The following is a 24,431-nucleotide window of genomic DNA, read 5'->3' as shown; positions in this document are numbered from 1 at the left end:
TCTTCGCCCGATTCCCTGGTCGGCGGCCATGCCGCCGCGCGGTCGGCATCCGACCTCGACTCACAGGCCGCGCACGTGGAGCATGGTGACCACGAGGACGCCGGAGCTGACCTCGTATTCGGTGATCACCCCGGCCAATACCGCGGTGCGCCGGTCGGGGTTGCCGCGGATCGCGTCCCCGTGGGTGCGCGGCGAGTGCGACATGGCGTCGACGGCTCGGTCGAATTCCCGGCGAGTGGAGGCGGTCAGGGCGTTGTACCCGGCGAGCGCGTTGTCGGTGTACTGCACGCGGTATTTGCTCACGGCTCGACCGGTGTGCCATCGGGGTGGTACAGGCCGCGGTGGTCGCCGGTCGCGACTCGGGCGGCGACGGCGTCGTCGTGGTCACGCATCTCGGGAGTCTTGGCCCAGGCGGAGGCGACCGCCGGCAGGTTGTCGATGGCGGCGTGCTGGATGTCGTGGTCGAACGCGGCCCGCTCGTGCTCGGGGAGGGCGGCGCGGATGTCCGCCAGGGTGCCGGGCAGCTCGACCACACGGCCGTTGTGGTGGGCGTGGATGACTGGGCGATCACTCATGGCGCCAGCGTGACACGGGGCGGCGCGGCGCCGGTAGCCGGCGCGCGGCGGCGGACCCGCTGAGCCGGTCGCGCGCCGTGCCGCCTCGGGGGTGGGCGGTGGATCGGTCCTTTACGGACCCTTGACAGCCCAAAATGTCCCTCGTAGGGTCCAGATCATTCTTTGGCAGGAACAGACGAAGACCACCTGTCGGTGGCTTCGCTGTGCCCTCCTACGCGTTAGCGCTCGCGTGTCGCCGACTGGTCCTTTTTTCCGAGGACGGGTACATGGCACAGCAGCAGAGCGTCAGAGGCGTCAAGGACGTCGTCGCGCTCATCGACCGACTGGGGAGAATCTCCGGTCGGGCCAAGGTCATCTGGTTCCTCGTGTTCGGGGGCCTTTTCCTCGACGCGTATTCCAATGCCGCGCTCGGCGCCGGGCTCGCCCCGATGACGAAGCAGATGGACCTGAGCAGTACCCAGGTCTCCATCCTCACCGCCACCGCGCCGGCCCTCGCGATCTTGTTCAACCCGATCGGCGGGTGGCTGGCCACCCGGATCGGCCGGGTGCCCCCACTGTTGCTGGCCAAGCTGTTCGCGCTGGCCGGCGCGGTGATCGCGGCCACCGCGGACGACTTCACCGTGGTGTGGATCGGCCGGGTCCTGGTCGGCGTCGCCTACGGGATCGACTTCGCGGTGGCGATGGCGCTGCTCGCCGAGTACACCCCCAAGTCGCTGCGCGGCCGGCTCAACCTGTGGCAGGGCATCTGGTACATCGCCACCACCGGCAACCTGCTGCTCACCCTGATCTGCTTCAAGTTCGACGTCGGCGCGGACATCTGGCGCTGGTCGGTCGGCTCGGCCGGGGTGATCGCGTTGTCGTTGTTCCTGCTCCAGTGGGCCTTCCTCGTAGAGAGTCCCACCTGGCTGGCCACCAAGGGTCGGCTGGAGGACGCGGCGCGCAACCTGCACCGGATCTACGGGATCGAGGCCGTCGCCGCCAAACCGGCCGCCGCCGGCGCCGCGCACGACGACGCGGACGCGGACGAGGTGCCGCCGAACGTGGGCATGAAGCAGGCCGGAATCCTGTTCCGCGGCAAGTACCTGCCCCGCACCCTGCTGTCCTCGGCCATCTCGCTCGGCCAGTCCATGCAGTACTTCGCGGTCGGCTGGTACCTGCCGGTGATCAGCCTGGCGATCTTCGGCAACAGCTTCGAGAAGGCCACCATCGGCTCGATGGTGTTCAACGCCTTCGGCATCGTCGGCGGCATCCTCTCCGCGTACTTCGCCCGCAAACTGGGCCTTCGGGTCAGCTCGGCGCTCGGCTTCGGCGGCGTGTTCGTGATGCTGGTCGGGATGGGGCTGACCTTCGACCGGGTGCCGACCTGGATCGCGTTCATCCTCCCGGCGCTGTTCATCTTCTGTCACTCGGCCGGCCCGGGTGCGAACGGCAAGTCGATCGCCGCACTGTCCTACCGCAGTGAGGTGCGCACCCTGGGCACCGGCGTCACCGGGATGATCGGCAGCTTCGGCAGCGTGGCGGGGCTCTACCTGTTCCCGCAGATCAAGGACGGCATCGGCCTGGACAAGACGTTCCTGGTCCTGGCGATCGTCCCGCTGCTGGGTCTGCTCACGTGCATCGCGATCAAGTGGGACCCGACCCGGGCGATCTCGCCGGACGAGGACCCGGACGTGCCCACGCTCACCGCGTCGCCCACCGATTCGGCCGGCCCCGCGAACCCCGCGTTGCTCGCCCGCTGACGCAGACCTCCCGCGAAAGACTCGCACGCGGAGATCGCAATCGCATATTTCGGACCGAAAGGGCTGTGATGACGAAGACGTTGCACGCTCCCGGACGGCGCCTCGGCATCCTGTCCGTCGACGAGGGCACCACGGGGACCCGGGCCGGAGTCGTGCTGGACTCCGGGACGGTGGGCCACGTGGCGTACCGGCAGATCGCGGTGCGGCATCCCGATGAACACTCGGTCGAACAGGACCCGGTGGAGATCTGGACGGCCACCCTGACCGTCTGCCGCGAGGCGCTGGCCTGGGCGCACGCGAACGACGTCGAGATCGCCGCACTCGCGCTGTCCACCCAGCGGGCCACCGCGATGTTGTGGGACGCGCGCACCGGCCGGCCGCTGGTGCCGGCCTGTGTGTGGCAGGACCGGCGGTACGCCCGGGACCTGCTCGCCTACGAGGCCGAATGGGACGAGCCGCTCACCGCCAGGCTCGGTCGCCCGGTGGGCAGCCGGGCGCCGTTCCTGTGGGCCGCCCGGCAACTCGCCGAGCAGCCCGAGGTGGCCGCCGCCCACGCGGCCGGGACGCTGCGGTTCGGCACCGTGGACACCTGGCTGGCCTGGAAGTTCACCGGTGGGGCCGCGCACGCCGTCTCGGCGAGCAACGCCGGTTCGGTCGGCGCCTACCTGCTCCGCGAACACGCCTGGGACCACGAGTGGGTCGGGCAACTGGGCTACCCGCTCGACCTGTTGCCCGACCTGTTCGCCGACGACGACCCCGGCTACGGCCGGATCGACCCCGAACTCCTGGGCCTCGACCTGCCGTTGGCTGCGGTCATGGGCGACCAGCACGCGGCGCTGATCGCGCTCGGCGGGCTGGCCGCCGGGCAGGGGATGTGCGTGTACGGCACCGGCACGTTCGTGGACGCGGCCACCGGGGACACCCCCGCGCTGCCGATCCCGGGCGTGACCGGGGTCCTGGCCCAACCCGGCTGGCGGCAGGGCGAGACCACGCACTTCAGCCTGGAGGCGTACTGCTCCACCACCGGGTCCGCGCTGCGCTGGTTGTGTGACGACCTGGGCTTCTTCGCCTCGCCCGCGGAGATCGGCGAACTCGCCGCGCAGGCCCGGGGAACGGCCGAGTCGGGCCGGCGCGAGTGGTTCGTGCCCGCGCTGGCCGGGATCCGCACCCCCGCATGGCGACCCGAGGCGCGCGCCGCGCTCAGCGGCCTGACCCTGGCCACCACCCGGGCCGATGTGGCCCGCGCCGTGCTGGACGGGATCGCCCACTCGGTCTGCGACCTGATCGACGGCGTCGCCGAGACCATGCGCGCCCCCTTCGGGCGGTTGCGGGTGGGCGGCGGCGTGGCCGGCAGCGACACGCTGATGCAGATCCAGGCGGACGTCGTCGGCCTGCCGCTGGAGCGCGCCGCCGACTCGGCGACCGCGAGCCTGCGCGGCACCGCCTATCTGGCGGGCGTGCGCGAGGGCCTGTGGTCCTCGCTCGAAGAGGTGGTCGAGGCGCAACCGCGCGGCCGGGTCTTCGCGCCGACCACCACTCCCGGACAACGCGAGGAACAACGGGCCGCCTGGCGGACCGTGCTCACACCGCACCTCGACTGAGGCGCGGACCCGCAGTCGGCCGCGAGGCCACCCGCAACACGTACCACCCGGCGACCGGTCATCGAACCGCCGGACAGATTCCAGGAGTTGATGTTGTGATCACCTTGCCCGCCCGCAAGCCTCGGCGTGCGTCAGCGGCGGCCACGAGAGGGAAGCCGCTGCTTCTCGACCGGAGCCGGGCCAAGCGCCGGCTGGCGGACCACGTGTTCGACGTGCTCGTGATCGGCGGCGGCGTCACCGGCGCGTACGCCGCACTCGACGCGGCCTCGCGCGGTCTGGACGTGGCCCTGGTGGAGAAGGACGACTTCGCCTCCGGTACCTCCTCCAAGTCGTCCAAGATGGTGCACGGCGGCCTGCGCTACATCGAGCAGGGCAACGTCAACCTGGTCCGGCACTCGTTGCTGGAGCGGCACCGCTTCCGCAAGAACGCACCGCACCTGGTGCACCGGCTGCCGTTCCTGTTCCCGATCCTGGAGAAGGAGGGCATCTTCGATGCCCGGCTGGCCAAGGGCTTCGAGGGTCTGCTGTGGACCTACGACCTGGTCGGCGGCTGGCGGATCGGCAAGCTGCACCAGCGGCTGACCGTCGACGAGGTGCTCGCGCACGCGCCCACGCTGCGGGCCGACCACCTCAAGGGTGGGCTGATGTACTTCGACGGCCGCGCCGACGACGCGCGGCTCGTGCTGACCATCGTGCGCACCGCCGCCGCGCTCGGCGCCACCGTGCTCAACGGCGCCAAGGTGGATCGGGTCCTGGACGAACGCGGTCGGGCGGCGGGCGCCCGGATCGAGGTGGACGGCGAGCGGTTCGACGTGCGCGCGTCGGCGGTGGTCAACGCGACCGGCGTCTGGAGCGACGCGGTCGACTCGATGGCCGACGGCACACACGAGCCGCAGGTACGACCCGCCAAGGGCGTACACATCGTGGTGCCGTGGAGCAAGGTCCGGATCGACTGCACGGTCACCGTGCCCATCCCCGGCCGGGCACGCCGCGCGACCTGCACCCGCTGGGGCGACTCGGTCGTGTTGGGCACCACCGACGAGGACTACCGCGGCTCCGTCGACGACGTGCACTGCACCCGCCCGGAGATGGAGTTCCTGCTCGAAGGCGCCAACACCGCCTTCGAGGGCAAGCTCACCCCGGACGACGTGGTCGGCAGTATCGGCGGGCTGCGTCCGTTGGTGGGGAAGAAGGAGGGCGCCACCCTCGACATGAGCCGCGACCACCACATCGCCGTCGGTCGCGGCGGCATGGTCACCGTCACCGGCGGCAAGCTCACCACCAGCCGGCACATGGGCGAGCTGGTGATCGACAAGGTGATGCAGGTGCTCGGCCGCAAGGGCCGCAGCCGCACCGCGAACCTGCCGCTGATCGGCGGCGCCGGCTACGACGCCGAGGCGGTCGCCGCCTCCGGCGGGCTGGCCGCGCACCTGGGCGAGCGCTACGGCACCGAGGCGCGCTTCGTCTCCGACCTGCTCGCCGAGGACGCCACGCTGGCCGAACCGGTGGTCGCGGGCATGCCGTACATCCGGGCCGAGGTGGTCTACGCGGCCCGCTCGGAGCTGGCCCGCTCGGTGGACGACGTGCTCTCGCGCCGGACCCGATCGCGCCTGTTCGCCCGCGACGCCTCGGCCGCCGCGGCGCCCGAGGTGGGCCGGCTGCTCGGTGCCGAACTGGGCCTGTCCGAGCCGGAGATCGAACGCCAGGTCGCCGACTACCTGGCCGCCGTGCGGCACGAGAAGGCGGTGCTGCTGGGCGACTTCGAGCCGGCCGAGGCAGCGCACGCGTCCGCCGGGGCCGGCCGACGGGCGTGACACACACGGCGGATCGTGCCGCCCGCCCCCACGACACCCGGTGTACCCCACAACTCGCTCGACCCGAAGGAGCAGACCAGTGATCAGCAGGCAGACCATCACCAACCCGTTCAACCGAGGCGACTACATCGTCGGCGCGCCCACGCCGCCCAAATGGGCCCGCAACACCCCCGTCGGCACCGGCGACGCGTCGCTGCAGGGCGCCGTGGTCGAGGTCCCCGCGTCGGTGATCACCGACCTGCAGGGCGTCGCCAAGGCCGTGTACACCGACCGCGAGGACGTCGTCACCCGCACCCGCGACTGGTGGGCCGGCACCATGATCGGCGAAACCGACGGCCGCCCGGCCACCCCGGACGCGGTCGTGGTCGAGGTCGTCGACGCCGACCAGGTCGCCGCCGTACTGCGGATCTGCAACGCGGCCGGCATCCCGGTCACCGCCTCCGCCGGCCGCAGCAACGTCACCGGCGCGGCCCTGCCCGTGCACGGCGGCGTCGTGCTCGACCTGTGCGGACTCAACCGGATCCGCTCCTTCGACGCCGAATCGCTCGTCGTGGACGTCGAAGCCGGCATGTTCGGCGACCTGTTCGAGCAGGAACTCCAGGAGACCTACGGCGCCACCACCGGCCACTGGCCGTCCGCGTTCGCCGTCTCCACGGTCGGCGGCTGGATCGCCTGCCGCGGCGCCGGCCAACTCTCCACGCGCTACGGCAAGATCGAGGACATGGTCGTCGGCATCGACGTCGTGCACGCCGACGGCACGCGCGCCACCTACGGCGACTACCCGCGCGCCGCCACCGGCCCCGACCTGCGGCAGATCTTCATCGGCTCGGAGGGCACGCTCGGCGTGATCACCTCCGCCCGGATCCGGGTGCACCCGCTGCCCACCTACGCCAAGGCGCTCGCGTTCGGCTTCGAGACCTTCGCCGAGGGCCTGGACGCGTGCCGCAAGATCATGCAGCGCGGCGCGACCCCGGCCGTGCTGCGCCTGTACGACAAGCTGGAGAGCGGGGTGCACTTCGGCCACCCCGAGACCAACCTGCTGCTGATCGCGGACGAGGGCGACCCGATCCTGGTCGACGCGATGCTGAAGGTCAGCGAGGAGGTCTGCCTGGCGTACGGCCCCGAACTGGACAGCGACGCGGTGTTCGAGCGCTGGCTCAAGGAGCGGATGCTGGTCGGCAAGTCCTCCGACGGCTTCACCCCCGGCCCCGGCTTCGTCGCCGACACGCTGGAGATCGCCGGATCCTGGACCGCGCTGGCCGAGGTGTACGACGAGGTGGTCGCGACGATCCAGTCGGTGCCGGGCACGCTGGCCGCGTCCGCGCACCAGTCGCACGCGTACACCGACGGCGCGTGTGTGTACTTCTCGCTGCGCGGCGACGTGGACCGGCCCAGGCGGCGCGAGTGGTACCGCGCGGTGTGGGACGCGGCCAACGAGGTGCTGATCCGCCAGGGCGCGGCGCTGAGCCACCACCACGGCTGCGGCCTGCTGCGCGGTCCGTACCTGCCCGCCGCGCTCGGCGCCGGTTTCGACACGTTCGTCAAGGTCAAGGAGACCCTGGACCCGGTCGGAATACTCAATCCTGGCAAACTGGGCCTCCCCAACCGCTTCGATGCGTGAGGCGGCCGAGACCCAGCGCAGGTAGGTCATGAACGCCAGTCAACGCCCCGCGAGCGGGCCCCGGATGTCCTCCGTGTTGTCGTCCGCCTTCGCCGAGGTACCGGTCATCGCGTCGATCATCGGACCCCAGCGCCTGCAGAACTTCCTCGGCGCGCCGGCGAAGGTGTGCATCCTCGCGTCCATCCCGGTCGGGCAATTGCCGAATATCGTGCAATTGCTCGGCAAGGCGGGCAAGACGGTGTTCGTCAACGTGGACAGTTGCCCGGGCCTGGCCCAGGACAAGGGCGCCCTGGAGTTCCTCAAGGCGATGGGCGCGCACGGCATGGTCAGCACCCGACTGTCGCTGATGGAGAAGGGGCGCCCGCTCGGGCTGCTGACCATGCAGAAGGTGTTCGTCACCGACCGCTCGAACATGCGCCGCAGTACCGACGCGATCGCCCGCGGCGGCCCGGACCTGGTCGAGATCATGCCGTCGCCGATCGTGGCGCGGATGACCCCCGAGGCCAAGCGCGCGATGTCGCCGTTCGTCGCGGCCGGGTTCGTGGAGACCGCCGAGGACGCGGCCGCCGCGCTCGCGCTCGGCGCGGTCGCCGTGGCCACGTCCGACCCCCGGCTGTGGGACCTGAGCCGTGATCGGCTCGCGGCGCTCGGGTCGCCGTCCCAGGCCGGCTCTCATGCAAGTAGGAGAAATACACCGTGAGTTATGTTGTCGTCGCCCGCTACCTGACCAACCCCGGCGAGCAGGAACGGGTGCTCGCGCTGCTCGACGAGATGACCCGACGTTCGCTGGCCGAACCCGGCTGTCGCGGCTACCGCGTGCACCAGGGTGTCGAGGACGCCCGCACGATCGTGCTGTACGAGGAGTACGACGCCGAGGCCGACTTCACCGCGCACTGCGCCTCCGCGCACTTCGCCGAGATCGTGCTCGGGCAGGTGGTGCCGCTGCTGGCGAGCCGGGACGTGGTGCGGCTCAGCCCTCGGGACGCGGCCGCGACGGACGCCCGGTGAAGATGCGGGCAGCGGTGCTGCGTGGGATATCGCGCGAACGTCCGTATCGGGCGAGCCGGCCCGTCGCGATCGAGGAGGTCGAACTCGGCGACCCGCGCGAGGGCGAGGTGTTGGTCCGGATCGCCGCCGCGAGCCTGTGCCACTCCGACCTGTCCGTGGTCAACGGCGACCGGGTCCGGCCGCTGCCGATGGCGCTCGGACACGAGGCGGTCGGCGTGGTCGAGGCGGTCGGGCCCGGGGTGGACCGGGTCGCGCCGGGCGAGCACGTCGCGCTCGTGTTCGTGCCCAGATGCGGCCACTGCACGCGTTGCGACGAGGGCCGCCCGGCGCTGTGCTCGGCCGCCGCGGCGGCCAACGGCTCGGGCGGGCTCCTGCACGGCCCCGCGTTGCTGCGCGATGCCGGGGGCGAGGTCGTGCACCACCAGCTCGGGGTCTCCGCGTTCGCCGAATTCGCGGTGGTGGCACAGGAATCGGTGGTGCCGATCCCGCGCGACGTGCCGTTCGCGGTGGCCTCGATGTTCGGCTGCGCGGTGCTCACCGGGGCCGGCGCCGTGATCAACACGGCGGCGGTGCGGCCCGGGCAGTCGGTCGCGGTGTTCGGCCTCGGCGGGGTCGGGCTGTCCGCGGTGCTCGGTGCGCGGGCGGCCGGCGCGTACCCGATCGTCGCGGTCGACCCGGTGCCGGCCAAACGCGACCTGGCGCTGCGGCTGGGTGCCTCGCACGCGTACGACCCGGCCGACGCGGTGGGCGCGATCCGCGACCTCACCGACGGCGGCCCGGACGTCGCGATCGAGGCGGTCGGCAGCGCGGCCGTGGTCGCGGACTGCCTGGCCGCGGTGGACCGGGGCGGCCGAGTGGTCTCGGTCGGCCTGCCCGCACCGGGCCGCACGCTGGACGCGGTGCCGGCGTTGGCCTTCGCGGGCGAGGGCAAATCGTTGATCGGCTCGTACATGGGCGACGCGGTGCCGCGTCGGGACATCCCGCGCTACCTGGCGCTGTGGCGGGCCGGCCTGATGCCGGTCGAGCACCTGCACACCTCGACGGTGGAACTGGCCGACCTCAACGAGGCGATGGAGGCCCTGGCGAGCGGTGAGGCGATTCGGCAGGTGATCCGGACGGGGGCGGCCCCGGTGGGGTGAGTGCGGGTGGGCCCGGCGGTGGGGTGAGTGTGCGGCGGGCCCGGGTCGGGTGGGGTGAGTGCGGGTGGGCCCGGCCCGGTTCGTCCGGCCCGGCGGCTCGTGCTCGTCTGCTCGTGCGGGCCCTGCCGCCTTCAGTCTCCGGCCGCGTCGTCCAGCCGGCGACGGATCAGCAGATCGGCGGTGCGATCGCGCCAGGCATCCACCTCGGCGCGGTCGTACCCTCGGCGGGCGATGTCGAAGCGGTCGGCGAGAACCTCCTCGGGGGTCAGCCGCACCCGGCCGCGCAGTGCCTCGGCGACCCGGCTCACCAGGGCGTCGACGGTATCCCGGGGGTAGCCGCGCCGGACCGACGCGAAGCGCTCCCCGGCGGGCCGCAGGGTCACCGCCTTCACGTCCGCCTCGGCGCGTGCGTCGGCGAACCGCTCGGCCGCCGCCCGGACCTCCTCCGGGTCCGCGCCGGGATCGGTACTCCGGCCCGGATTCCCGTCCGGACTCCGGTCCGCTCCCGGATTCGCGCCCCGGTCCGCCCTCATGTCCGCGCCGCGGCTCCCGGCGGAGCCCCACGCCCCGCCGCGCGCCGCCAATCGGGCCTCGATCTCGTCGAGCGCTGCGTCCACCTCGTCCTCGTCGTAGCCCTCGCGCAGTCGAACGGTGGCGAACTGCTGCTCGCGCACCTGAGCCGGCGTCAGCGGTACCGCGGCGGTGCCGTCCAGGCTGCTGCGCACCAAGGCCAGGAACGCGTCCACGTCGGCGATCGAGTACCCCTCACGCAGCCGCGTCCGAGTGAAGTTCCACTGCATTCCCGCCCCCAAGTACTCGCTGCCGCACGTTCTCGACACCCCTTGCCTCCACTCGACCCGCTCGCGAAGGCTACAACCGTGCCGTCGCCGCCACCCGGACGGCCAACCACCGGATCGCGACCACCCGACCCGCCCCAAGGGCGCTTGCCGTGCGCGGCGGGCGCCGCGGCGGGCCGCGCGGGCGCGCCGTACCCGCGGCACGTGGGTGAGCGAGCGGGCTCCGGTGGCGGTCCCGATACCGACCCGGGTTCTGCTCCCGTCGAGCCGGCGGTGACGCTTGGAAATGCTCAAAAGTTGTACGGCCTCGCTATGATGTGAATCATCTGTCGACATAGAACCAAATAAATTGTTCAACTGCTCCGCCGGTATTTGGATATGCGCTTGTCATATCTCCAACTCCGGGGGAGCAGACCCGTGTTCGGTGGGCCGGCCCGGCTGCGCGCGCAGCGTCCGACCGCGATCCTCGCCGCAATGGCGATGACCGTGGGTCTTACCGTCAGCGGGGCGACTGTTGTGTCCGCCGCCACCCAAGGCGGGACCAAGTACGGGAAGCCGAGCCAGCAATGGGGATCGGCCGCCGGCCGTTCGCACCAGGCCGACACGGCACAGACCCGCGCGGGCGCGGGCGGCGCCGGGCGACCTGCGGGCCAGGCTCCTGGTGAACTGGGGCCCGAACAAGGGCCGTTGGTACCCACCCCAATCGAGTCCACGCCCGAGCGACCGCTCGCGGGCGCCGGCACCCAGCAGATCCGGTCGGCGCCCCAGGCCGATGGCACCAGTCTCGCAGCCGCCGCTCCGCCCGCCCCGAAGGCCGCAGGTGGCTCATCCTTCGACGAGCAGACGAGCCGAGAACTGCCGACCGAACGCGACTCGCACACCAGCGTCTACGAGAACTCCGACGGCAGTCGCACCCTCAAGGTCTCCGAAGACCCGGTCAACTACCGTCTGCCGGACGGGACGTGGGCCAAAGTCGACGACACCCTCGCGCCGATGGGCGGCAGTGCGACCGACCCTGACTGGTGGCGCACGCGGGCCGCCGCCAACCCCGTCGACGTGGCCACGAAGGCGGACGCGGCCCGGCTGGCGACGCTGCATACGGGGAACGGGACCAGCGTCGGCTTCGGCCTCGACGGTGCGACTCCCAGCGTCGGCAAGACCGTGTCGGACAGCATCACCTTCACCGGTGCGCGCCCTCAATCGGACGTCAACCTCAAGGCGGGCGACGGCGAGATCAAGGAGACGATCCTCCTGAACTCGCCTTCCGCACCGGATACCTGGGACTTCCCGCTGCATCTGGCCGGGCTCACCGCGAGCCTGGACGCGAGTGGCAACGTGGCGTTGACCGATGTCACCGGCGCGGTCCAGGCGATGATCCCGCACGGCTGGATGATGGACTCCGCAGTCGATCCGGCCTCGGGCGAGGGCGCCACGTCGGGCGGCGTGACCTACGAACTCGTCGTGCGGGCCGACAGGACGCAGGTGTTGCGGGTCAAGCTCGACCGCGCCTGGCTCGACGCACCCGGACGGGTGTACCCGGTCAAGGTCGACCCTACGGTCGCGGTGACGCCGGCCTCGAACTCGGTGAGTATCGTCCAGGGCCGCAACTTCTTCCAGACGGACGTGTATCGCCTGGGGTACAACTGCGACAGCGGCTGCGCCAACGCCGCGATCCTGCTCAACACCTCCGCGGTTTCGGCCCAGTTGCAGAACAACACGATCACCGGCGCCCGACTCGCTATGTGGAACGTTCACTCCTGGGACTGCCAGGCACCGCGTACGGTCACCGTGCACGGCAACACCGGTTCCTGGAATCCGAGTTCGGTGCGGTGGCCGGGTCCCTCCTACGGACCCGCGCTGGGTTCGGCGTCGTTCGCCCTGGGCAACGAGTCGGACGGCTGCAACGACGGCTGGGGCGTCGTCGACCTCGGCACCGGCGGTCGTGATCTGATCCAGGGCTGGGTCACCGGCGCCGCGAACAACGGTCTGACCGTACGCACCGCCCAGGGCGACCCGAAGACCTGGAAGAAGTTCGACACCGCGCCCAACGGCGGCGTCAAGCTCGACATCGACTACACGCCCTTCCGGGCCGCGTACCGGTTCAACAGCCTGGTGCGTGAGGTGACGGCCACTCAGGACGGCATCGCGAGTGTCACCGTCACCAACAACGGCGCCGTGGGTTGGACCAAGGGCATCCACTCGCTGCACTACCGGCTGTTCAACGCGAGCGGCACCGAACTGAACACCGTGGCCTGGACCCAACTGCCCAACGACGTGCCGCCGGGCCAATCGGTGACGCTCGACGCCACCATCGCCAAGCTCCCCCCGGGGACGTACACCCTCGCATGGGACATGGACGGCAGCAACATCCCCAAGTTCTCCCAATTGGGCGTTCCACCACTGCCGATGGCCCTGGGCACCAGCAACAAGTGGCCTGTCATCACCTCGATGACTCCCGGGAACGGCTACGAGTCCGACAGCACGACGCCGACGTTCACGGTCGCGGGCAACGACCCCGACAACTGGCCGCGACCCTCGCTCGACTATCGCTTCGAGGTCTGCGTGGTCGAGGCACAGGACTACCGCAAGAACTGCCAGTCCTCCCTGTGGCAGACGCCGGCCTCGTTCACGGTGCCCACGAGTTGGAACCTGGCCAAGGGCGGAACCTATGCCTGGTACGCGTACATCGGTGACGGCACCGACGCCTCGCTGCGCCCGAACCCGGCCGTGTTCACCATCCCCAACCGGCCGCCGGCCGTCGACACGGCCTGGCCGCCGAGCGGGTACACGTTCTCGACGCTGACCCCGATGTTGCACGTGACCGGGCACGACCGGGACGCCTGGCCGGTGAACCAGCCGCTGCGCTACAAGTTCGAGGTCTGCGAAGTCGACGGTGCGAACACCCGCAAGGACTGCCACACTTCGGATTGGCAACCGAGTTCGCCGTGGACGGTGCCGAAGGAATGGAATCTGACCTGGGGCAAGACCTACTCCTGGTACGGCACGGTCGGTGATTCCGGCGGCGCGGACGGCACATTCGCGCGGCAGGCGATGTTCTCCACCCAGGTCCCGCAGCCGGCGATCACCAGCCGGCTCGCGGCCGGTGCGGCGGGCAGGGAGTTCAACGAACAGGTCGGCAACTACACTACGGCCGCCACAGACGCCTCGGTGAGCGCGGTCGGCCCCGACCTGACGGTCTCGCGTACGTACAACTCGCTCGACCCGCGCACCGACACCGCGTTCGGCGCCGGCTGGGCCTCGCGCTGGGACATGCGCGCGATCCCCGACAACGACGGCTCGGGCAACGTGGTCGTGGTGCTCGCCACTGGCGGTCAGATGCGCTTCGGGCGCAACGCCGACGGCAGTTACGCCGCACCGTCAGGCGGCTTCGCCACCTTCACCGCGGTATCGGGCGGCGGCTGGCAACTGGCCGACAAGTCCGGCACCAGACAGACCTTCGACGCCGCCGGCCGACTGATCTCCGTCGCCGACTACGCCGGCCGTACCCAGCAGATCACCTATGGTCCCGACGGTCGGATCGCCCGGGCCACGGACGTGACCTCGGGCCGCTATCTCGGCTTCACCTGGACCGGCGCACACGTCACCCAGGCCGGCACGAACCCGATCGACGCCACCACCCCGGGCCCGGTGTGGACGTATGGCTACGACGGCGACCGACTGACCAGCGTGTGCCCGCCGGTCCCCGGTGGTACCGGGCCGACGGCGCCGTGCACACGCTACGACTACACGACCGGATCGCACTACCGCTCCGTCGTGATGGACGCCGGTCCGCGCTCGTACTGGCGGCTCGGCGATACCGGCCCGACGAGCAACGCGGCCGACAGCGTGCCCACCGCCGCCGCGCGCGAGGGCGCCGAATACCGCAACGTGACACTCGGTCAGGCCGGCGCGCTCGCCGGCTCCCCGGACCAGGCCGCCGGATTCAACGGCACGTCGTCGTCCGTGCGACTACCAACCGACATCGTGGGCAAGTCCACGTTCCTCAGCGTCGAGATGTGGTTCAAGACGACCGGGGCCGGGGTGCTGTTCAGTCAGCAGGCCCGTGCGCTCGACGATCCGGCGGGCGTGGGTGGAGAGTTCAACCCCGCTCTCTACATCGACGCCAACGGCAAGCTGCGCGGTCGCTTCCTCACGCGCGGTGCCACCCCGGAACCGATCACGTCCGCCGGCATCGTCACCGACGACCAATGGCACCATGTGGTGCTGTCCGCGGCGGGGACGGCGCAGACGCTCTACCTGGACGGTCAGGTCGCGGGCACGCTCTCGGGCGAGGTCTACCACCCGGCCGGCAACAACACGCTCGTCGGTGCGGGCTTCGCCCAGGGTGTCCCGCAATCGCCCGGAGCGATCGGCTATTTCAATGGCTCGATCGATGATGTCGCGCTCTACGAACGCCCGTTGGGCGCCACCGGTGTGGCCGAGCACTACGCCGCACGGGGCGTGGCCAACCAACTCACCAAGGTCACGTCGCCGTCCGGGCGGACGCACGCGGAGGTGACCTACGACGCCCGCACCGACCGCGTCACGCAGGTCACCGACGCCAACGGCGGCGCCTGGAAGGTGGCCCCACCGACCTACACCGCCTCCTCCGCCGCCTACGCGAGCGCGATCACCGCGTCCGCACCGGTCGCCTACTACCGCCTCGGTGAACAGGGCGGGACCGGCGCGAACAACGCCTTCGGCAGCGCCGGAGCAGGTACCTACCACGAGGTGATCCCGGGTCGGGCGGGTGCGTTCGCGGGCGGGGACGACACGGCGGCCGAGTTCAACGGGACCACGTCCCACGTCGAGTTGCCACAGAATCTGCTGCGGAACAACCCTCGGCTGTCCATCGAGCTGTGGTTCAGGACCGACAAGCCGGGGGTGCTGGTCGGACACCAGTCCAATGCGATCGACGATCCGGCCGGGGTCGGCGGTACGTATACTCCCGCGCTCTACATCGACACCAACGGCAAGCTGCGCGGCAAGTTCATGCAGGCGGATGCCGCGTGGGCAGCACCGGTCGCCTCGGCCCAATCGGTCACCGACAGCCGCTGGCACCACGCGGTGTTGACGGCCGACGGCAGCGTGCAGTTGCTCTACCTGGACGGCGCCAAGGCAGGCAGCATCAACGGCGCCATCAACCACGAGAGTTCGAGCCGGGTGTACCTGGGCGCCGGATTCGTCAGCGGATGGGCGGAGGCCCCCGGCACGGTCGGCCGCTTCGACGGGTCGATGGACGAAGTGGCGGTCTACGACCGGGCGATCGACGCCGCCGCGGTGACGGAGCACTTTGCGGCGCGCGGGGCGGTGATACCGAACAGCGCACCCGCCTATCGTGCGGCGGTGGCCTCCTCGGGGCCATGGTCGTACTACCGGCTGAACGAGACCTCCGGCTCGGAGGTCACCTCGCAGCAGGGAGCGAGGGCCACGAACGGGGCGGCGCGGGCGTTCGCCACGAGCGGTAGCCCCTACGGCGCGACCTTCGACGAAGGTTCCGCAGAGTTCAACGGCACGAGCTCCTATATCGAGTTGCCGCAGGGAATGGTGCACGGATCGTCCCAGGCCACCATCGAGATGTCCTTCGAAACGTCGAAGCCGGGTGTGATCTTCGGCTACCAGTCGGCCGGCATCGGGGAATCGCAGACGACCTACACGCCGGCGCTCTACGTCGATACCGACGGGAAGTTGCGCGCCAAGTTCTTCACCACCAGTGGTACGGCGTTGCCGCAGATCGTCACCGAAACATCCGTCGACGACAGCCGATGGCACCATGTCGTGCTCACCACCGACGGCGTCGTGCAGACGCTCTACCTCGACGGCGTCGTGGCAGGCACGATCAGCGGCGCGGTGTTCCACGAGAAGAGCCTGCGCAGCTTCGTGGGTGCGGGTACCACCTCGGGCTACGAGAAGGCACCGGCCGGATCCGGGTACTTCGAGGGATGGATCGACGAGGTCGCCGTCTACCGCAAGACCCTGGACGCGGCCACCGTCGCCGCCCACGCCGATGCGGCCGACGGGCTCGCGCCCGACTACCGCAAGGCGGTTCTCGCGGCCGGTCCGACGGGATACTGGCCGCTGACGGAGAGCGACAGCGGTACGGCGCCGATCGACCTGGTACCGGGACCGGCCACCGACGCGGCCGGTTCCTGGAACGTCCGGCAGGCGGTCGAGGGTGCGTTCGGCGCCACCGGCGACCGCGCGGCCGGCTTCGACGGCACGTCGTCGCACATCCGAATGCCCAAGGATCAATTGACCGCTGTCACGCAGTTCACCACCGAGCTGTGGTTCCAGGCCGAGGGCCCCGGTGTGCTGATGGGCTACTCCACGCAGGACATGCCGTACTCGGGGGTCGACACACCGGCCACGCCGATGCTCTACGTCGGCACCGACGGCCAATTGCGGGGTGAGATCTGGAACGGCACCGCGGCACCGATCACTTCTACCGAGTCGGTGCTCGACGGGCGCTGGCACCACGCCGCGCTCAGCGTGGACGTCCCGGGGAAGACACAGCGGCTCTATCTCGACGGAAACCTGGTGGGGGCGCCGTTGGACGCGACCGCCGTCGTGGTGGACCCGTACATCACCATCGGCGCCGGACCGATCAACAACCTCGCCTGGCCCGCCAAACCGACCGACGTGCGCGGCTACTTCAAGGGCGCGATCGACGAGGTCGCGATCCATCACCAGGCGCTCAGCGCCGACACGATCGCCCGCCACTATGCGAGCGGCAACTCCGCCGAAGGCGCCGCGCTCACCACCACGACCACGGTCACCGACCCGAACAACCGTCAGGAACGGCGTACCTACGACCTGTTCCGCGGTCGAGCGCTCAGTGTCACCGACGTCGAGGGTGCGACCACGACCTACGGCTACGACAGCGGCGGCTTCCGGCACACCGTCACCGATGCCAACGGCAACTCGGTGATCAGCGGCCACGATGCGCGCGGCAACGAGATATCCCGCACCACGTGCCGGACCACGACCCAGTGCTGGACGGGTTATCAGGAGTTCTATCTGAACAAGGACAACCCGCTCGACCCGCGCAACGACCAACTGATCGCGGTGCGCGACCCACGTTCCGCGGAGGTCGGTGACAACACGTACAAGACCACGTACGCGTACACCACCACCGGCCACCCCAGCGGCGAGACCCGACCGGACGGTTCGACCACCCAGCGGGCCTACACCACCGGGACCGAACCGGCGATCGGTGGGGGCACGGTACCCGCCGGTCTGCTCGCCTCGACCACGCAACCCGGCGACCGGGTAACGACGTTCGCGTACTACGCCAACGGCGACCTCGCGGCCACCACCGACCCGGTCGGCCTGATCACCCGACAGACCCACGACGGGCTCGGCCGCAGGATCACCACCACCGAGGTCTCGGACAGCGTGCCGGCGGGCGTGACCACGACGACGACCTACGACCACGCCTCGCGGCCGACGACCGCGACCGGGCCGGGTGTACGCAACGAAATCACCGGTGTCACCCACACACTTCGCGGCAGCACCGTCTACGACGTCGACGGGCGTGTGGTCGAGGAATCGACCGCCGATTTGACCGGCGGTGACACGACCCGGACCAGCACCTACACCTACGACACCAAGGGTCGACTGGAAACCGCGACCGACCCGGAAGGCGGGGTGACGCGTACCGGCTACGACGCCTTCGGGCGCCTGGCCTCCACCATCGACCCGGTCGGCGGTGAGATCCACTACACCTACACCCCGGGCGGGCTGCCCGCCGAAACCGTGCTGATCGGCTGGGACGGCGACCCGTCCGGCACTCCGCGCGATCTGGTCGTGGAGTCCCGTGCCTACGACCCCGCAGGCCGACTGGCCTCGGTCACCGACGCGATGGGCGCGACGACGTCGTACACCTATTACGACGACGACACCAAGGCCGAGACCATCGCGCGAGGCGTGAACCGGCCGGAGGACGACCCCCGGGACATCGTGCTGGAGCGGCTGAGCTACGACGGCGCGGGCAACGTGGCGCGCAGCATCACCGGCGGCACGACGATCACCGATTTCACCTACGACACGCAGAACCGACCGGTGCGGACCGTGCTCGACCCCGGGGGCCTGAACCGGGAAAGCTCCACGGCGTACGACCCGGCCGGCTTCGTCGCTCGTACGCAGCGCACCGGCGCGGGCATCACCACGCCCGAGGCCACCGACTTCGTGTACGACAAGGCGGGTCGCGTCGTGCGCCGGACCGCCCACAACGAGACCGGCACTCCGCGCGTGGACGACGTACTGGTCGACACCGTGCGGCGCGATCAGCGCGGCCTGGTGCTGGAGGAGGTCTCGCCGAACGGCAACGCGGCGGGCTCGACGCCGAGTACGTACGCCGTCACGCACACGTACGACGTACTGGGCCGCGAGGTCTCCACCGCGTCCCCGACCGTCGAGGTGACGGTGGGCGGCGCCGCGCCGACCAACACCCGGCCGACCACGACCGTGGGCTACAACGCGTTCGGTGAACCGGTGGTGTCCCGCGATGCGAACGGCCGCGTCACGTCGAGCGTGACCGACCGGGCCGGACGCACCACCGCTACCACGCTGCCTCCGTACACGCCGCCGGGCGCGACCCAGCCGATCACCGCCACCACACAGGTCCGCTACGACAAGGCCGGACGCGTCGTGGAGTCGACCGATGCTCTCGGCCGGACCGGCAAGGTGCGCTACGACCGGATGGGCAACATTGTCGAGAAGACGGCCCCTGAAGCGCCGGTCCAACAGAGCGCGTTGGCGATCTCGGGGACCGACAGCGGCCCGCTGCTGAACTTGCCCTTCGCGGACGCACCCCCGAAGCCCGCCACCTGGCACTACACCTACGACGCCAACGGCCGCCGGTTGTCCTCCGTCGACCCCGACGGCGCCCGCACGGAGGCGACCTACGACCAACTGGGCCGCCAACTCACCAGCACCCGGGTCGAACGCTTCCCGACGGCTGACAACTTCACCACCACGATGACCTACGACGACGCGGGCCGACCGGTGTCGACCAAGTCGCCGACAGGGCGCGAGATACGCCAGGAGTACAACCTGGCGGGCCAACCCACGCGCCGCTGGGGCGATGTCGCCGAGATGGTCACCGACTACGACGGAGTGGGGCGCCTGGTTCGGACCTATGACGGACAGGGCCGAGGCAACCGGTGGGTGTACAGCCCCCTGGGCCGAGTGGACGCGGTCCAAGACATCGTCATGCGGTACAACGGCTCCGCTCTCGGTGAAGTCTCGCTGCGTGCGTCGTCCCTCGCCTACGACGCCAACGGCAACCAGGTCTCGACGTCGAAGCCCGGCGGTGGCAGGACCGACGCGGTGTACGACGCCGCCGGCCGCCTGCTCCGGCAGACCGAGAAGGTCAATGCGACGGATTCCATCGTCTCGTCCTTCGGGTACGACGCGATGGGCAACCGAACGCGCTTCACGGACGGCAAGGGCAACTCCACGGTCTACACCCATACGGCGTGGGATCAGCCGGAGAGTGTGATCGAACCCGCCACCACGGCCCATCCGAATCCCGCGGACCGGACCTGGACCACGACGTACGACGCGGTGGGCCAGGCCACGGGCCAATCGGCGCCGGGCGGCGTGCGCTCGAACAACACGTACGACCACCTGGGCCGGTTGGTCGAGCAGACCGGCACCGGCGCCGAAGCCGTCACGGACAGGCGCGTGTTCGCCTACGACGACTCCGGGCGGCTGACCAAGGCACAAACCTTCGGTGCGGTGGCGCCCAAGTCCACGAACACCTACACCTACAACGACCGCGGCCTGCAGTTGACCGCTGCCGGCAGCTCGGGCAACGCGCAGTACACGTGGGATGCGGAGGGGCAACTCGCCGAGCGCACCGATGCGGCAGGCACCGCGCGCTTCGCCTACAACCGCCAAGGGCAGCCCTACCTCGCCTCCGACCCACAGACCGGGTACACCGTGGAGTTCGGCTACGACGGCTCCGGCAACGTGGCCGGCGAGACGTTCTGGGATCACTGGCCCGTCATCGAGTGGCCGTCGGCGAACAGGGCGGCGGCGCGCTCGATCGCGCAACCCGATCGTCGGTTCACCTACGACGACCTGGGGCGACTGACGAACGACGAAGTGGTCGGCCACGACGACGTGTCGAAATTGTCCACGTCGTACACCTACGACATCGACGGCCGGATGACCGGCAAGGACGAATCAGCCACGGGCGGTCGCAACAACACCTATGCCTACGACCTTGCCGGTCGCCTGACCCAGTGGAACGACGGCACCACCGTCACTCCCTATACCTGGGACGCCGCGGGCAACCGCACCGGCGCCGGCGCCAAGACCGCCACCTACGACGAGCGCAACCGGCTGCTCACCGCGGGGGACACCGCCTACGCCTACACTCCGCGCGGTACCCGCTCCACGATCACCGTTCCGGGTCTGACGAAGTCGATGCAGTTCGACGCGTTCGAGCAACTCGCCCAGGACAGCGCCTCCTACGGCTACGACGCCCAGGGCCGGATGATCACCCGCGACGGCCAAGCCGGCTTCGCCTATGACGGCACGACCAACAACCTCGTCGCCGACGGCGGCACCAAGTTCACCCGAGCCGCCGGCGGCGACCTGATCGCCACCGGCAACGGCACCACCGCCACCCTCGCCGTCACCGACCAGCACGGCGACGTCACCGCCGCCCTCGACCCCACCACCCTCGACCGCACCACCTCCACCACGTACGACCCCTTCGGCCAGGTCACCAGCCAAACCGGTGCCCGCCCCGGCCTCGGCTACCAAGGCGCCTGGACCGACCCCACCACCGGCCAGGTCAACATGGCCAGCCGCTGGTACGACCCGGCAAGCGGCGGCTTCGACTCCCGAGACACCTGGACCCTCGACCCGAGCCCTTCCGGCAACGCAAACCGCTACGCCTACGGGGGCGGCAACCCGCTGGGGAACACGGACCCGAGTGGGCACTGCATCGACGGTTGTGTGGTGGAGGCGATCGCGCTCAGCATGCTGGTCGCGTGGGCAGGTACGACCCTTGCCGACCAATGTCGTAGGAGTTGCGGTGCTCTCGGCCAATCCCTCTCCGGCGCCGTTTCGGGAGCGTGGTCCGGAGCAAAGAGCGCCGGATCCAGCCTCAAGAACAAGTGGAATTCCTGGACCGGCAGCGGCGGCGGAACCGTCACCGGGAGTGCCGTGCTGTCCACTTGGTGGTTGACCCGCTCGACGACTGCGAACAACACGGCCGCCAGTTCGGCCGCGGCGGGCACTCGCGCCGGCGACCTGAACGCCTGGGCCTGCCGCACGTATGGCGCCTGCGGATCCAGCGGCGGCTCCGGCACCGGCCCGGGAACCGGTGGCCCCGGTGCCGGCCCGGGAACCGGCGGCCCCGGCGGCCGCTGTGTCATCGGATGCCGAGGCGGAAACACCAAGGGCCCAGGCAAGGGCCCCACCGGCAAACCGCCGATCAAGCCCAAGCCCAAGCCTCCACACCGCCCCACCGCCCCGAAGAACCGCCCGCCGACTACCGCCACGCCCATTACGGATCCGATGGTCTCCATCATCAAGGGTCTCCTGGACGGCACCCGGACCTTCGACACGCTTCAGAGCGCTACCAATTCGCAGCCAAACCCGGTATACGATCCGGACCAGGTGGCACAGGATGAGCACTCGCTGGAGATGCTGAAAGCCTTCTTCCCTGAAGAGGGAATCGACACCGACATGGGGTTCGGTGATTCCGGTGCCGATATCAATCGACGGCGAACCGGAAATAAATGTCAGCGTGATCTCCCTTCCAAGGAGGCGGGATACTTCTATGCGCCCATGACAAAATTCGGCCCCGATGATGAAGACTGTCGAGCGACCGGGGCGGTCGCCATAATTGATGGGGACGATGTGCGAACCGGCCTGACTCGCCGGGACCCGAAGTGGAAACCGGCGGGCTACACGACCTTGCCCGCAGACAACCGGGCGGCTCTCCACCTCATCGCGGATAATGCCGGTGGTGCGCGTTACACGCTCCGGAATTTCGTGGCCGGATATCAAAATCCGGCCAATAGCCCCGATATGTCAGGCCTTGAGCGGGACATTCAGAACGCCGCAACCGGGGGGCAGGTGGTATCCGTTGGAGTTCTACCGATCTACGGAGACCCAACGCGACACGCCGGGGTGCCGGATCGGATCAGGATGGTAGCTTACGGCAGTGGTGGGTATGCATTGAATTGCACGGTGTACAACCGACCGCAAGGCGGATACGACTGTACGCAAAGGACATCAGGTGGAGCTCTCACGCATCCTTAGCGAACCGCAATTGAACCATGATGTCGATTTCGACTGGAGAGATTTCGAAAACGAATTCGGAGTCGACCTTCCGCTCGACTACAAAAAGTTTATATCAGCGTACGGCCCGTGTGTGATCAGTGACACCTTGACACTTTTTCATCCGCGGGCGCCCGAAGCGGACGACAGTCTCAGTCTACGGCGGAAAATCAGAACCACTTCCTCCATGTATGAACGCACTGAACCGTCACTTGTGCCGTATCGGATCTTCCCGGCAGCGGGAGGAATCTTCCCGATCGGACACACGCCGTTTGGGAATCAGGTTTTCTTGAGATCCAGGGCTCATATGAAGATCGGTGGGTGGTCGGTTCTCGTCGACTGGGACAGCACGTGGATCGATTATCAGATGGGTTTTGAGGAATTTCTATCCGGAGCCCTGACTGGAGACGTCTATTTCTTCCACGAGTCGGTCCTGGAAGAACCGTCCTATGAATTGGTGGGCCGCGTGGTGTGATCTTCCGGCCACCCGGACCACGACGTCCTTGTGGGGATCCGCAGCCGGCTCGGAATCTCCTCGGCCGAGGAGATCCGTGAAATATCCGGAATCCTGCGCGAGTTGAAGGAACGGGCAGGATCATTTTCCGACGAAGGCGTTCCGAACCGTTTATGGAACTTCCGACGCCGATGGCGTCGATCAGGTTCCGGAGCTAGTCGGGTGGGACTGGTCGACCGTGCTGTCGGCAGCGTTGTAACCCGCCGACGACGTCAGCCGCCACGAACGGCCCGGACGGCCTTGAGTCGCAGGCCTGATGTGGTCGGCGGGACGGTGAGGGTGCCTGCGAGGAATCTGCCGGGAGACGTCGATGGCGCTGCGCTCGTCCGGCAGTCGGTCTCGGATAGCCATGGTCTCGGAGCAACGCCGGGGTGATCGCGAAACTTGGCGATATGGCTGTCCCGGGTGGGACTTGATGCCTGTCATGGCGATGTAGTGCCCGCATGTGGGTATTTGGCGCGGCTTGCGGGTCAGGTTGCGTCAGCGCTGAGTTGGACTTGGGATTCGGTGTCGGTGAAGGCGAGGGCGCGGTAGAGGTCGATGGCGAGGTAGGTGGGGTCGGCGACGATTACCAGGGTTTCGGCCGACCAGTGGGATTGGGCGTGTCGGGCTGCGGCGTGGACCAGGGTGGTGGCGAGGCCCTGGTTGCGGTGGGCGGGGTGGGTGGTGACGGTCTGGTAGCGGGCGAGGCCGCGGCCGTCGGTGAACAGGCCCAGACCGGCGCGGAGTCGGTTGTCTTCGAAGGCGCCGAACCAGGCTCCGTGGCCGCGGGCCTGGAGGTTGCGGAAGCCGGCCAGGCGGTGGGTGGCGAATTCGCGGTAGGCGGCCGGGGCGTAGCCGGGGTTGGTGGCCTCGGTGAGGGCCACGGCCTGGGCCCAGTCGTCGTCGGATTCGGCCATGCGGAAGGTCGCGGTGGTGTTGGGTCGCGGGGGCGCGTTCAGGGTCGTCGCGGTCAGGACGGTGCTGCGCTCGGCGGCCAGGCCGGCGGTGGCCAGGTCGGTCGGGTCGCCGGCCGCGCCGGTCGTGCCGTCGACGCCGAGCGCGACGTGGGTCGCGTCGGGGAATTCGCGCCGGAAGGTGTCGATCCAGGCGGCGGCCGTGCCGGGAGCGGGCGGCGCGGCCAGGAGAAGGAAGTTGCCCCAGTGGAAGGTGGGGTTGGCCGGGGTCCGGACGACGAGGTAGCCGTCACGTTCGTCGATGTGGCTGCCCTGGAGGGTGAGCAACATCAGGTCGGTGCGGAAGGCCAGGGAGGTCACGTTCATCCGGCCACCCCACCACATCGGGCCGGGGCCGGGGCCGGCATTTTCGGCTGGGCGGCGC

The 24,431-nt window shown here is 69.7% G+C and carries 13 protein-coding genes and 1 pseudogene; 9 read left to right on the top strand and 5 right to left on the bottom strand.

The window, feature by feature from the left end:
• Positions 1-60 precede the first annotated feature (60 nt).
• Both ABZ374_RS27270 and ABZ374_RS27265 read right to left on the bottom strand, forming a co-directional pair.
• Positions 61-303, bottom strand: a complete 243-nt coding sequence (locus tag ABZ374_RS27270; protein ID WP_360315522.1) for a hypothetical protein — start codon at positions 301-303, stop codon at positions 61-63.
• Complete coding sequence (locus ABZ374_RS27265) at positions 300-575, bottom strand: hypothetical protein (RefSeq protein ID WP_360315521.1); 276 nt, start codon at positions 573-575, stop codon at positions 300-302. Before ABZ374_RS27265 ends, ABZ374_RS27270 begins: the two co-directional genes overlap by 4 nt.
• Positions 576-841: 266 nt before the next feature.
• Between ABZ374_RS27265 and ABZ374_RS27260 the strand changes: the two genes are divergently transcribed.
• From ABZ374_RS27260 to ABZ374_RS27230, 7 genes are all read left to right on the top strand, one after another.
• The gene (locus ABZ374_RS27260) at positions 842-2,314 is read left to right on the top strand and encodes an MFS transporter (RefSeq protein WP_360315519.1); all 1,473 of its coding nucleotides are present in this window, start codon (positions 842-844) and stop codon (positions 2,312-2,314) included.
• 68 nt (positions 2,315-2,382) lie between these two features.
• A complete protein-coding gene (locus ABZ374_RS27255) occupies positions 2,383-3,915 on the top strand; it encodes an FGGY family carbohydrate kinase (protein WP_360315517.1) in 1,533 nt (510 codons plus the stop codon).
• Between the two features lie 95 nt (positions 3,916-4,010).
• The gene (locus tag ABZ374_RS27250; protein ID WP_360315515.1) at positions 4,011-5,729 is read left to right on the top strand and encodes a glycerol-3-phosphate dehydrogenase/oxidase; all 1,719 of its coding nucleotides are present in this window, start codon (positions 4,011-4,013) and stop codon (positions 5,727-5,729) included.
• 79 nt (positions 5,730-5,808) lie between these two features.
• Positions 5,809-7,350: an FAD-binding oxidoreductase gene (locus tag ABZ374_RS27245; RefSeq protein ID WP_360315513.1), complete on the top strand. Its 1,542-nt coding sequence runs from the start codon at positions 5,809-5,811 to the stop codon at positions 7,348-7,350.
• Between the two features lie 28 nt (positions 7,351-7,378).
• On the top strand, positions 7,379-8,050 hold the full coding sequence (locus ABZ374_RS27240; protein WP_360315511.1) for a glycerol-3-phosphate responsive antiterminator: 672 nt from the start codon (positions 7,379-7,381) through the stop codon (positions 8,048-8,050).
• The gene (locus ABZ374_RS27235) at positions 8,047-8,358 is read left to right on the top strand and encodes an antibiotic biosynthesis monooxygenase family protein (protein ID WP_360315509.1); all 312 of its coding nucleotides are present in this window, start codon (positions 8,047-8,049) and stop codon (positions 8,356-8,358) included. The genes ABZ374_RS27240 and ABZ374_RS27235 overlap by 4 nt, the downstream gene beginning before the upstream one ends.
• Positions 8,355-9,497, top strand: a complete 1,143-nt coding sequence (locus tag ABZ374_RS27230; RefSeq protein WP_360315507.1) for a zinc-binding dehydrogenase — start codon at positions 8,355-8,357, stop codon at positions 9,495-9,497. The genes ABZ374_RS27235 and ABZ374_RS27230 overlap by 4 nt, the downstream gene beginning before the upstream one ends.
• 131 nt (positions 9,498-9,628) lie before the next feature.
• On the opposite strand, the gene ABZ374_RS27225 is transcribed toward ABZ374_RS27230, so the two are convergent.
• Both ABZ374_RS27225 and ABZ374_RS27220 read right to left on the bottom strand, forming a co-directional pair.
• Positions 9,629-10,030, bottom strand: a complete 402-nt coding sequence (locus ABZ374_RS27225) for a DivIVA domain-containing protein (protein ID WP_360315636.1) — start codon at positions 10,028-10,030, stop codon at positions 9,629-9,631.
• A 48-nt stretch (positions 10,031-10,078) separates the two neighbouring features.
• Positions 10,079-10,210 (bottom strand): annotated as a pseudogene (locus ABZ374_RS27220) (DivIVA domain-containing protein); the annotation flags it as partial.
• A gap of 771 nt (positions 10,211-10,981) precedes the next feature.
• Here ABZ374_RS27220 and ABZ374_RS27215 point away from each other — a divergent pair.
• Positions 10,982-22,579, top strand: coding sequence for a LamG-like jellyroll fold domain-containing protein (locus tag ABZ374_RS27215; RefSeq protein WP_360315505.1), 11,598 nt, complete (start codon positions 10,982-10,984; stop codon positions 22,577-22,579).
• Entirely contained in the window at positions 22,557-23,072 is a 516-nt protein-coding gene (locus tag ABZ374_RS27210) for an SMI1/KNR4 family protein (protein WP_360315503.1), read from the top strand. Before ABZ374_RS27215 ends, ABZ374_RS27210 begins: the two co-directional genes overlap by 23 nt.
• Positions 23,073-23,581: 509 nt before the next feature.
• Here the strand turns inward: ABZ374_RS27210 and ABZ374_RS27205 are convergent.
• The gene (locus ABZ374_RS27205; protein WP_360315501.1) at positions 23,582-24,373 is read right to left on the bottom strand and encodes a GNAT family N-acetyltransferase; all 792 of its coding nucleotides are present in this window, start codon (positions 24,371-24,373) and stop codon (positions 23,582-23,584) included.
• Positions 24,374-24,431 lie beyond the last annotated feature (58 nt).

Source organism: Embleya sp. NPDC005971 (assembly GCF_040629175.1).
GTDB lineage: Bacteria > Actinomycetota > Actinomycetes > Streptomycetales > Streptomycetaceae > Embleya.
The sequence above is the reverse complement of the archived record's forward strand: the minus strand, read 5'-3'. Positions and strand labels throughout refer to the sequence as shown.